Below are 10,428 nucleotides of genomic sequence, written 5' to 3' on the forward strand. Positions count from 1 at the left end.
CCCCCGGCGCCGACGAGAAGACCCAACTTCTGGCTGTCTCCCGCATGGGCTCCACAGTGGACTCGGTCAAACACCTGACGCCAGAGGATTTGCTGGCTGCCTGGCGCTAGGCTCCGGCGAGATGATGTTTCAGCATATGATCTCCTTATGGAGATTCTCAGCGAAGCTCACGAAGCGTTGCTCACAGTGGTTGGAAAAGTCCCGGACGGCGCATGGCAAAACCCAACGCCCTGTGCACAGTGGACGGTAACCCAGGTCGTCCAGCATGCTGCCGGGGATCAGCTCGCGTATGTCGCGCAGCTCACCGGCGGCCCGAAGCTCGACTGGGACCCGTTCGCACCATCGGGCACGCTTGACGTCCCGGCAGCGGTTTTCGTTCAACGAGCTGTGGACGCATCCCGTGCAGCGTGGGCGACGGTCGACACCGGTGCGGAGGCGGTGCCGATTCCACTTCCACCGTTCCAAGCCCCGTACTGGCTTGCGGTTGGCGCCTGCGCGCTCGACGCGGGAGTACACGCTTGGGACATCGCTGTCGCCACCGGCCAGCTGTCACCCATCTCCAACGAGATGGCTCGCTCATTGCTCAAAGCCGCGGAGCAGATTGTGGAAGGCGTGCGCGCCTGGGGCGCCTACGCCGAAGCCCTCACCCCACCGGCCGACTCCGACGACCTGGCGATCCTGCTCTCCTACCTGGGCCGCGACCCCAAATGGACGGCTGCGTAGCCTACGAGTCACGTAGGACTCACGGGCCTGGCCAGGACCCATGTGCGGTCGGTGGTGAGGTGGGAATCGAGGTGCAGGCCCGGTTAAAGGGCGGGCAAGGAACGTCTGGGTCCAGCGCGGGACGTTGGCGCGCCAGTTCTCGTCTTCGCGCTGGATCAGCGCGCAGTCGCCGAGCTTGACGTGCCGGGCGCAGGTCGCGAGCAAAGCGTGCGCTGGCGCGTGGACCAGGAACGAGCCGAGCAAGGATGCTGGCCGGCGCGGGAACGGCCGCCGCAATCACGTCGGGCTCATTACCAACCAGAAGGCGTTCGCAGAACTCCACGCGCAGCCGTCCGGAGTGAACACGCCAGGCCCTGTGCCGGGGTGGCCTCGCGCCATTTCACTCGCGGAGATGTTCGGGGCGGGCGCCGAAGCCGATGAGGCGGGCGGGCAGGCCTTGGAACTCGGGGACCTTGCTGAGGAGGCCGAGAATGGCGGGCGCCTTCACCGGGCCTTCGGCGCGCAGCAGCGGGTCGACGAAACGCTTTTGCGCCAAGCGCTGCCCGGCCTGGGTGACGACGGTGGGCCACAGCCGGCGGTTCACCACCGCGAGCGGGTCCAGCGCTGCGCCCGATCTGAGCGCTGGGCCGAGAATGCGCGCGGTGGCTATGGCGTCCTGGATGGCGAGGTTGATGCCGACCCCGCCGATCGGGCTCATCGCGTGGGCGGCGTCGCCGATGAGCAGATATCCGGGGCCGTACCACTGCTTGAGCCGGTTGACGCGGACGGTGAGCAGCTTCACGTCTTCCCAGCTGGAGATCGCGTCGACGCGCAATGCGGGGGCGAGGCGGGCGATGCGTTCCTTGAGCGCTTCCAAGCCCTGGGCCACCACCGTGTCATAGCCGCCCTTGGCGATGACGAAAGCGCATTGGTAGTAGTCGCCACGATCGATGCAGATCATCAAGCCGCCGAAGCCGATGTGCATCTCGAGCCCCTCGCCGTCGACCGCCTCACGCGGGACGCGGAACCACAGCACGTCCATCGGAGCGCCGAACTCCTGGGGCTGCAGCCCAAGCTCCTGGCGAACCGTGGAGAACCGGCCGTCACAGGCCACGGTGAGCCGGGCCGAGATCTCCTCCCCGGCGCCGGTGACCACACCGGTGACGGTGCCGTCGGGGTCGCGCCGCAGACCGGTCATCTCGGTGTTGCGCAACAGGGTGAAGCTGGGATAGCGGGAGGCCTCCTCGGCCAGCAGGTCGAGAAGGTCCCACTGGGGCACGAACATCAGGTAGCGATAGTGTCCGGGCAGCCTGGTGAAGTCGGCCACCGTGAAAGTGCCGTCGGAGAACGACATCCGCAGCTTGCCCGCCCTGCGCCCGGGCAGCTTGGCCGTCTGCTCGTCGAGCCCCAGCTCTTCGAGGAAGGCCAGGGTTGAGGAGTGCACGGTGTCACCGCGGAAGTCCCTGAGGAAATCGGCGTGCTTCTCCAGCACGACGACCTCTACCCCCTGGCGTGCCAGCAGAAGCCCGAGCATCAGACCGGCTGGACCGCCGCCGACCACACACACCTGTGTTTGCCGCATGGGCTCACTCTAAAATGGACTTTGCCATCTCGCGACATTGATCTAGCGAGTGCCGCAGCAGCTCCGCGCGGACGTCGGCGATGGCGCCGGGTGCCATCGACAGGCTGGTGACGCCGAGGCCGACCAGGACACAGGCGAGCCTCGGGTCGGCCGCGGCCTCGCCGCAGACACCGATCGGGCGGCCCAGCGCCTGCCCGGCTAGGCAGACCTGGGCGATCAGGCGCAGCACGGCCGGGTGCCACGGATCCTGCAGATGCGCGAGCGCGCCCACCTGGCGATCCGCAGCGAGGGTGAACTGGGTGAGGTCGTTGGTGCCAATGCTGGCGAACTCGACGTGCGAGAGCACCTCTCGGGCGGTCAGGGCGGCCGACGGTACCTCGACCATGACGCCGGTCGCGGTGAGCCCGTGCGACGCGGCCCGCCGGGCGAACCAGGCCGCTTCCTGCTCGTGGGCCACCATCGGCGCCATCACCCACACCTGGGCCACGGCCGCGGTGGCCGCGTCGGCGATCGCCCTGAGCTGGGCGTCAAGGATCTCGGGGTTGGCTTGAAGCGCCCGCACTCCCCTGACCCCCAGCGCCGGGTTCGGCTCGCCGGCGTTGGACAGCCCTGGCAGGGGTTTGTCCGAGCCGGCGTCGAATACCCGCACGGTCACCCGGTACCCAGAAAAGGCTTGAAAGACTTCGGCGTAGGAGTCGCAGAATTCGGTGCGCATGAGGCCCACGCCTTCGGCGCCCGCGGCGAGCGCTGCCGCGATGTCCTCGGGTGAGCCGATGTTGGCCTGCAACAGCACCCGATGCCCATCGGCGGTGCGGCCCGGTCCGGTCACCGGGGACTGGTTTGCCGTCGTGCCAACGTGTTCGCCGTGCAGCACCAGGCCGCGCGCCGCGTCCACGGTCACCAGCTGGCCGTCGCGCAGGCTCAGCGCCTGAGCGCAGCCGATCACCGCCGGGATGCCCATGCTGCGGGCCAGAATCGCGCTGTGGCTGGTCGGCCCGCCCTCGGCCGTGATCAGCGCGAGCACTCGATCGTCCAGGACGGCTACGTCGGCCGGCGAAAGGTCGCGGGCCACCAGCACGTAGGGATGGCCGGGCTGGGGCAGTGGGGGCAGCGTGACGCCCGCGCAGATGGCGGAGGCTCGGCGGCCGATGTCCTCCAGGTCGGCCACCCGTGCCGCGAGGTAGCCACCCGCTTCGGAAAGCGCTTGCGCGTACCCGTTCAACGCGGCGACTATCGCCTGACGCGCCCCCATTCCGCGCTCCACAGTGGACAAAACCTCGTCGACGAGAGCCGGATCCGTGGCCATAAGCGCTTGCGCCTCAAGGATCGCGGCCGCCTCGGTGCCGGGCCGGGCCAGCGCGCGAAGCTCCGAAGCGACCCGGGCCAGCGCGTCTATGGCCAGCGCCCGTTCCGCCTCGACCGGGCCGGGCTGCGCCTCGGGTGGCAGCTGCGGCGGATCGGCCAGCCGGACCACCCGGCCCGCGGCCACTGCCCGCCCGATGCCTGTTCCGCGCAGTTCAGCCATGGGTCAGTAGCTCCGCCAGCCGGTCGAGCGCCGCCTCGGCGTCATCGCCGTGGGCGCACAGCAGCACCTCGTCGCCACACTTCACATCGAGCGTGACGACGGCCAGGATGCTGCGGGCGTCGGCGGTGCGGCCGTCGCGGCGGGTCAGCGTGACCGGAAGACCGATCTTCGTGACCGCGGTCACGAAGAGGGCCGCGGGCCGCGCGTGCAGACCGACCGCCGACGCGACCACGACGCGGCGCTCAGCCATAGATACGCTCCCGCCAGGTGAACAGCTCAGCGCCCGCAACGACCTCACCGTGGGCGAGGTCAGCGACGGCGTCCGCGGGGGCGTCCAGGGCCACCACAGGGCAGATGGCGCTCAGCCCCGCGGCTTCGACCAGGATCGGATCCCAGAACATGATCGGCTCGCCCGCCCTGACGATCTGCTTCTCGACGGCGATGAGCGAGGAGGCGGCGCCGTCGAGCAGCACGGTGTCGATGCCCAGGTGGACCAGGACGGCTGTGCGCCCCTCGGCCACGATGAAGGCGTGCGGCTTCAGCTTGAGCAGGCGGCCATCGATGGGGGAAAGGATGGTTTGGCGCTGGGGCGTCGGCGAGATCGCCAGCCCAGGCCCGACGAGGCGCTGCGCGAAGACCGGATCCGGAACCTCGCTGAGCGGGACGATCAGGCCCGTCAATGGAGCGGTAACGACCACGGGGCTCACATCAAGTCTTCGATATCGCCGGCGAGGGTGTCCGCTTCGGGTCCGACGATCACTTGAACGATCTTCCCCGCTCGCAGGACGCCATGGACACCGGCCGCACGCAGGACGGCCTCGTTGACGAGGTTGGCGTTGACCACTTCACTGCGCAGACGGGTAATGCATGGCTCGATCTCCACGATATTGTTCACACCGCCAAGCCCAGCGATGATCTGCTCGGCCTTGCTGACCATCCCAGTCATGTGGCCTCCACGTGTTCAGTAAGGGTTGACAACAGTAGACACCGTCTGGTCTAGTCCGGTCTAGACGTGACACCGATCACGTAGGAGAAGAGAAGGTTGACGCTCGACCAGCACAAGCCCAAGCACCTCCAGCTCCGCGAGATTCTCATCGACCTTATCGAGAGTTCGCTGCAGGTGGAGGAGCCGATCCCGAGCGAGCGCGAACTCTCCACCAGATACGGTGTCGCCCGGATGACCGTGCGCCAGGCGGTCGAATCGCTGGTCGCCGAGGGCCGCCTGTTCAAGGTCACCGGCAAGGGCACCTTCGTCGCCAAACCCAAGGTCGATCTGCAGGCCCGGCTCACCTCCTTCGGTGAGGAGATGACCCGGCGCGGAATGCGGCCCAGCTCCACCGTGCTCGCCTACACGATGGTCCGCGCGACCGCCCACCTCGCCCGTGAGCTGACCTGCGAGGTCGACGCCGACCTGATCTACCTCAAGCGGCTGCGGTTCGCCGACGACGTGCCCATGGCCGTCGAGCGCACCTGGCTCCCGCACTCGCTCGTGCCGGGTCTGATGGACGCCCCCGCGCCCGAGTCGCTGTATCAAAGTCTCGCGGAAAGGTTCGGTCTGGTCCCCGACTGGGGCGAGGACACCATCGAGGCCGGTGCCGCCGACACCGAGCTGGCCAACTTCCTCTGCGTACGCCCGCACTCCGCCGTACTGCACATCGAACGGCACTCCTACGCCGGCCCGACGCTGGTGTCGTACTCGGTGTCGTTCTACCGGGCTGACCGGTACAAGATCTGGGTTCCCCTTGCCCGCCCTCTTCCTTCGAAGCGTCGGAGGGAAACGTGACCACACTCGTAGCCGCCCCGGAACCCCGTGTTCGTCGTGGCAGCGCGGTTTTCGGGGTGTTGCAGCGCATCGGGCGCAGCCTGATGATGCCGATCGCGGTGCTGCCCATCGCCGGGCTGTTCCAGCGGTTCGGGCAGGCCGACATCGCCAACCGGCTCGGCGTCTCCGCCAACAACGCCGTCTCACAGGTGTTGCTGCAGGCCGGAAACGCCATCTTCGACCACCTCCCGTTGCTGTTCGCGGTCGGTGTGGCCATCGGATTCGCCCGCAAGTCCGACGGCTCCACGGCGCTGGCCGCCGTGGTGGGATTCCTTGTCTTCGATGCCGTTTACACCGTGGTGGCCGGCTACGACAAGGTCAATGGGGCGATTGTTTCCATGGGGGTACTGGGTGGAATCCTCATGGGCATCACCACAGCCCTGCTATACGAGCGTTTTCACCGCACCAAACTGCCCAGCTATCTAGGTTTCTTCGGCGGGCGCAGGCTCGTGCCCATCCTCGCCGGATGCGCCGCCCTGGTCAACGGTGTCCTGTTTGGACTGATCTGGCCGTTCCTGGGCCGTGGTTTCAATGCCATGGGCAACTGGATCGTCGCCAACGACACCCTCGGTGCGGGTGTTTACGGTGTCGTCAACCGTCTCCTGGTACCCACCGGGCTGCACCACATTCCCAACTCGCTGGTCTGGTTCACCTTCGGCGAGTACGACGGCAAGACCGGCGACCTGAACCGGTTCTTCGCCGGCGACCCGACCGCCGGTGGCTTCATGACCGGGTTCTTTCCCATCATGATGTTCGCGTTGCCTGCCGCATGCCTGGCGATGATCCACACGGCGCGGCCTGAGCGGCGCAAGGCGATCGCCGGTCTGCTCGGCTCCGCCGCGCTGACCTCGTTCCTCACCGGGATCACCGAGCCGATCGAATTCGCCTTCGTCTTTGTGGCGCCCCTGCTGTATGTGGTGCACGCCATCCTGACCGGGCTGTCCATGGTCATCATGAACGCCCTGGGCGCCCGCGACGGCTTCACGTTCTCGGCCGGGTTCATCGACTGGGGGCTGAACTTCTTTGGCGCCAACCACGAGAAACCATGGCTGGTATTCCTGGTCGGCGCGGTCTATGGCGTCCTCTACTACACGATCTTCCGCTTCATGATCTTGCGGTTCGATCTGAAGACCCCCGGGCGGGAGCCCGAGGAGGAATCACCCGAGGTTCTTGGCGATCACGCCGGCGAGCGCACGTAGCGCCTGACCACGGTGGCTGATCGCGTCCTTGGCCGCCGGGTCGAGCTCCGCGCTGGTCTTGGTGTGCCCGTCGGCGATGAAAATCGGGTCGTAGCCGAAGCCGCCTTCGCCTCGCGGCGCGCGGATCAGGCGGCCCGGCATCTTGCCGTGCACAAGATGCTCCTTGCCGCCCGGCAGCACCAGCGCCACGGCACACACGAACGCCGCGGCCCGGAACTCGTCGTCCACATCGGATATCTGGGCCAGGACCAGGTCGAGGTTGGCCTTGTCGTCGCCGTGCCGGCCCGCCCAGCGGGCGCTGAACACGCCCGGCATGCCGTTGAGCGCGTCCACCGCCAGCCCGGAGTCGTCGCCGACCGTGGGCAGCCCGGTGTACTTCACGCCCTCGCGGGCCTTCATCAAGGCGTTCTCGGCGAAGGTGAGCCCCTTCTCCGGCGCCTCCGGGTACTCCGGCACATCGTCGAGCCCGACCAGTTCCACCTTGAGCAGGTCGGGCGAGGAAGCCAGAATCCGGCGCAGCTCTTCGAGCTTCTTGCGATTCCGCGAAGCGAGTAGCAGTTTCATTATTTCTTGAACACCGCCAACAGGCCCGCCGCGTCCAATGTGGGCAGTCCTAGCGCCTCGCGCTGCAGGGTGGTCAGCTTCTCGCAGCCCGCCAGGCCCAGGTCGAGCATCGCGTTGAGCTGGGCGCGGTCGAAGACGCCGTCCTCACCGGTGCCCTGTACCTCGACGAAGTCGCCGATTCCGGTGCAGACGATGTTCATGTCGACCTGAGCCGCCACATCCTCCTCGTAACACAGGTCGAGGCGCGCCTCCCCGGCCACGATGCCCACGCTGACCGCGGCAACCGAACGGTGCAACGCGGTCTGCACGGTTTGCTTGCGGGTGAGCATGTTCTTGGCCGCCATCCAGGTGACCGCGTCGTGCAGCGCGACGTAGGCGCCGGTGATGGCCGCCGTCCGTGTGCCACCGTCGGCCTGCAGCACATCGCAGTCGATGACTACCGAGTTCTCCCCCAGCGCACGCAGCTCGATGCAGGCGCGCAAACCGCGGCCGATCAGGCGTGAGATCTCGTGGGTGCGCCCGCCAATCTTGCCTTTGACGCTTTCCCGCTCGGATCTGGTGGTGGTCGCCCGCGGCAACATCGAATACTCGGCCGTCACCCAGCCCTGGCCGGAACCTTTACGCCACCTGGGCACCCCCTCGGTGACGCTGGCCGTGCACAACACACGCGTATCACCGAACTCCACCAGGACCGATCCCTCGGGATGGCGGCTCCACTCCCGGATCAGTCTCACCGGGCGCAGCTCATCGGGCTTTCGTTCGTCAGGACGGGCCATGCGCCACACCCTATCCGGAGTCAAATGTCGTAGCGCGACCCAGGGCGGACAATCTCCACGGGACCTGCAAAAGCCTCACTGGCATGGGCGTGGGTGTGCGACTCCGAACCCCACGCTGCCACCAGATGGGTGAGCAGCAGGCGCTTGACCCCCGCCTTGGTGGCCACCTCGCCCGCCTCCCGGCCGGTCAGGTGCAGACCTGGCGGATTGTCGACCCCGTCGAGGTAACTCGCCTCGCAGAGGAACAGGTCGGCGTCCTGGGCCAGCCGCAGCACCGCATCGCAGACCGCGGTGTCCCCCGAATAGGCCAGCACCTTTCCCTCGTGCTCGATCCGCACCCCGTAGGTCTCGACGGGGTGGTTCACCCGGTCGACGTGAACCTGGAACGGGCCGATCGGGAAGCTGCCCGGCTGCAGCGCATAGAACGTGTAGACGTCGTCCAGTGGGCCTTCGTCAAGGCTATAGGCGGCGGCTATCCGCTCGGGCGCGCCGCTCGGGGCGTAAATCGGGATCGGCGGGTAAGGACCATCGGGAGCATAGCGCCGGACAACCACATAGGTGCATGCGTCCATCATGTGGTCACAGTGCAGGTGGCTCAACACAATGGCGTCCACCGACTTGAGCCCGGCGTAGCGCTGTAACGCCGAAAGCGACCCGGATCCGAAGTCGAGCAGGAGCCGGAAACCATCGGCCTCGACAAGATAGGCCGAACAGGCCGACTCGGGGCCTGGGAAGCTCCCAGCACAGCCAAGAACGGTCAACCTCATGCGACGGCTCCTTTTTTCAGACGGAGATCGCCGAGGAAACGATGGGCAAGACGATCGAAAATTTCCTGATCGCCCGTCGTCAACAGCTCATGGGTGGGTGTCTGGACCGAATCCGGTCGCAGCAGATCCTTTTCCATCAACACCCGATAGACATCACGAGCGGTCTCGTCGGCGCTCGACACCAGCGTCACCTGCTCTCCCATCACCAGGCTGATCAGGCCTGCCAGCAACGGATAGTGAGTGCAGCCAAGAACAAGCGTATCCACCTCAGCGCGCTGGAGGGGCTCAAGATAGGCGCTGGCGAGGCCGAGCAAGGCCCGCCCTGAGGTGACGCCGCGCTCCACGAACTCGGCGAACTGAGGGCAGGCCACCGCCGTGACGTGCGTTTGGGGCGCGGCGGCGAAGGAATCCTGATATGCCCCGGAGTTAATTGTTGCCGTGGTACCAATCACACCCACCCGATTGTTGCGGGTGGCCGCGACTGCCCTTCGCACCGCCGGCCGGATGACCTCCACGACCGGGATGTCGTAGCGCTCGCGGGCGTCGTGCAGGCACGCCGCACTCGCACTGTTGCAGGCGATGACGAGAAGCTTCACGCCCTGCTCAGCCACCAGCCGGTCGAGGCATTCCAGGGCATAGGCGCGTACGTCGGCTATGGGCTTGGGACCATACGGCATATGCGCCGTGTCGCCCAGGTACACGATCTGCTCGCTGGGGAGCTGATCAAGTATCGCCCGGGCTACCGTCAGCCCACCGACTCCCGAATCGAAGATGCCGATCGGCGCGTCCGTCACGCTGCGCAGCCTACTTGCACAACCCCCTTCGGTGCGAAGAGTCAAATAGCACATGTCGTCAAACAGACACCGGACAGGGCGTGCGGCGCCTCGGTAGCGTTTCCGCTACAGCGTGTCGGCGTTGAGTGGGTATGAGCACGGACAACGACTTGCTGCTTGTTCCCACTCCGCGCCGGCCAGCCCCGCCCATGCAGCGCCTGCGAGCAGGGATCAGCACCCGTTTCCGCCTCCCCACCGAGGACGACGCTCCGCCCCCGAGCGCCCGCATGCTCGGCATGGCCTTCTGGGCCGCCGCTTGCGTGTTCGCCGGCCTCCTGCCCGCCGGCCGCCTCATGATCGCGATCCTGTTCGGCGGCCCGGCCTGGTATCCGCCCACCGCGATCTCGATCGGCCTCGCCGGCACCGCTCTGATGGCTGCCGCCTTCGGCTCCATCCACCGCGCCCACCTCCCGTGGTACCTCCTGGCCGTGGCAACCATCCTGCTCAGCGCCAACGTCACCATCATCTACACCCTCCTCTAATCTCCCGCACCTCGCGCCCCGCTATAGAAGATCATCGCGATTTCAGGGAAAACGCGAGATCCACTCGCCGCACAGCAACGCTTTCCCCCGAAATCGCGGCAGCCGCTCTGAGGCACGCACGCCGCGGGGAGGCCGAGGTCAGGTGTTGTTGCGCGGCACCTTTGCTCTGCACCCAT

General features: G+C 67.0%; 13 protein-coding genes. 4 read left to right on the forward strand and 9 right to left on the reverse strand.

The genetic code is table 11. The features are described from left to right. The first annotated feature begins 147 nt into the window (after window positions 1-147). Window positions 148-723 carry a TIGR03086 family metal-binding protein gene (locus Rhe02_RS48540; RefSeq protein ID WP_203915386.1) on the forward strand — a complete coding sequence of 192 codons (576 nt, stop codon included), beginning with the start codon at window positions 148-150 and terminating at the stop codon, window positions 721-723. Window positions 724-1,102: 379 nt separating this feature from the next. On the opposite strand, the gene Rhe02_RS48545 is transcribed toward Rhe02_RS48540, so the two are convergent. From Rhe02_RS48545 to Rhe02_RS48565, 5 genes are read right to left on the reverse strand one after another with little or no spacing between them, the layout of a single operon-like run. Beyond that, window positions 1,103-2,284 (reverse strand): FAD-dependent oxidoreductase, encoded by a 1,182-nt coding sequence (locus tag Rhe02_RS48545; RefSeq protein ID WP_203915387.1) that lies wholly within the window; start codon window positions 2,282-2,284, stop codon window positions 1,103-1,105. A 4-nt stretch (window positions 2,285-2,288) separates the two neighbouring features. Beyond that, window positions 2,289-3,809 carry a phosphoenolpyruvate--protein phosphotransferase gene (locus Rhe02_RS48550; RefSeq protein WP_203915388.1) on the reverse strand — a complete coding sequence of 507 codons (1,521 nt, stop codon included), beginning with the start codon at window positions 3,807-3,809 and terminating at the stop codon, window positions 2,289-2,291. Further along, window positions 3,802-4,059 carry an HPr family phosphocarrier protein gene (locus Rhe02_RS48555; RefSeq protein WP_203915389.1) on the reverse strand — a complete coding sequence of 86 codons (258 nt, stop codon included), beginning with the start codon at window positions 4,057-4,059 and terminating at the stop codon, window positions 3,802-3,804. The genes Rhe02_RS48550 and Rhe02_RS48555 overlap by 8 nt, the downstream gene beginning before the upstream one ends. After that, the gene (locus tag Rhe02_RS48560) at window positions 4,052-4,507 is read right to left on the reverse strand and encodes a PTS sugar transporter subunit IIA (protein ID WP_203915390.1); all 456 of its coding nucleotides are present in this window, start codon (window positions 4,505-4,507) and stop codon (window positions 4,052-4,054) included. The genes Rhe02_RS48555 and Rhe02_RS48560 overlap by 8 nt, the downstream gene beginning before the upstream one ends. Window positions 4,508-4,512: 5 nt before the next feature. Beyond that, the gene (locus Rhe02_RS48565; protein WP_373320818.1) at window positions 4,513-4,755 is read right to left on the reverse strand and encodes a PTS sugar transporter subunit IIB; all 243 of its coding nucleotides are present in this window, start codon (window positions 4,753-4,755) and stop codon (window positions 4,513-4,515) included. 96 nt (window positions 4,756-4,851) lie between these two features. Between Rhe02_RS48565 and Rhe02_RS48570 the strand changes: the two genes are divergently transcribed. Then, window positions 4,852-5,592, forward strand: a complete 741-nt coding sequence (locus tag Rhe02_RS48570) for a GntR family transcriptional regulator (RefSeq protein WP_203915391.1) — start codon at window positions 4,852-4,854, stop codon at window positions 5,590-5,592. Continuing rightward, window positions 5,589-6,830 (forward strand): PTS transporter subunit EIIC, encoded by a 1,242-nt coding sequence (locus Rhe02_RS48575; protein WP_239124568.1) that lies wholly within the window; start codon window positions 5,589-5,591, stop codon window positions 6,828-6,830. Before Rhe02_RS48570 ends, Rhe02_RS48575 begins: the two co-directional genes overlap by 4 nt. On the opposite strand, the gene rdgB is transcribed toward Rhe02_RS48575, so the two are convergent. From rdgB to murI, 4 genes are read right to left on the reverse strand one after another with little or no spacing between them, the layout of a single operon-like run. Beyond that, window positions 6,789-7,397: an RdgB/HAM1 family non-canonical purine NTP pyrophosphatase gene (rdgB, locus tag Rhe02_RS48580; protein WP_203915397.1), complete on the reverse strand. Its 609-nt coding sequence runs from the start codon at window positions 7,395-7,397 to the stop codon at window positions 6,789-6,791. The genes Rhe02_RS48575 and rdgB overlap by 42 nt on opposite strands. After that, the gene (gene rph / locus Rhe02_RS48585; RefSeq protein WP_203915392.1) at window positions 7,394-8,170 is read right to left on the reverse strand and encodes a ribonuclease PH; all 777 of its coding nucleotides are present in this window, start codon (window positions 8,168-8,170) and stop codon (window positions 7,394-7,396) included. Before rph ends, rdgB begins: the two co-directional genes overlap by 4 nt. A gap of 20 nt (window positions 8,171-8,190) precedes the next feature. Beyond that, window positions 8,191-8,937, reverse strand: a complete 747-nt coding sequence (locus Rhe02_RS48590; protein WP_203915393.1) for an MBL fold metallo-hydrolase — start codon at window positions 8,935-8,937, stop codon at window positions 8,191-8,193. Beyond that, complete coding sequence (gene murI, locus Rhe02_RS48595; RefSeq protein WP_203915394.1) at window positions 8,934-9,731, reverse strand: glutamate racemase; 798 nt, start codon at window positions 9,729-9,731, stop codon at window positions 8,934-8,936. The genes Rhe02_RS48590 and murI overlap by 4 nt, the downstream gene beginning before the upstream one ends. A 131-nt stretch (window positions 9,732-9,862) precedes the next feature. Between murI and Rhe02_RS48600 the strand changes: the two genes are divergently transcribed. Then, window positions 9,863-10,252 carry a hypothetical protein gene (locus Rhe02_RS48600; RefSeq protein WP_203915395.1) on the forward strand — a complete coding sequence of 130 codons (390 nt, stop codon included), beginning with the start codon at window positions 9,863-9,865 and terminating at the stop codon, window positions 10,250-10,252. Window positions 10,253-10,428: the final 176 nt, after the last annotated feature.

Origin of the sequence: Rhizocola hellebori, assembly GCF_016862955.1 — a bacterium.
In the GTDB taxonomy this organism is placed as follows: Bacteria; Actinomycetota; Actinomycetes; order Mycobacteriales; family Micromonosporaceae; genus Rhizocola; species Rhizocola hellebori.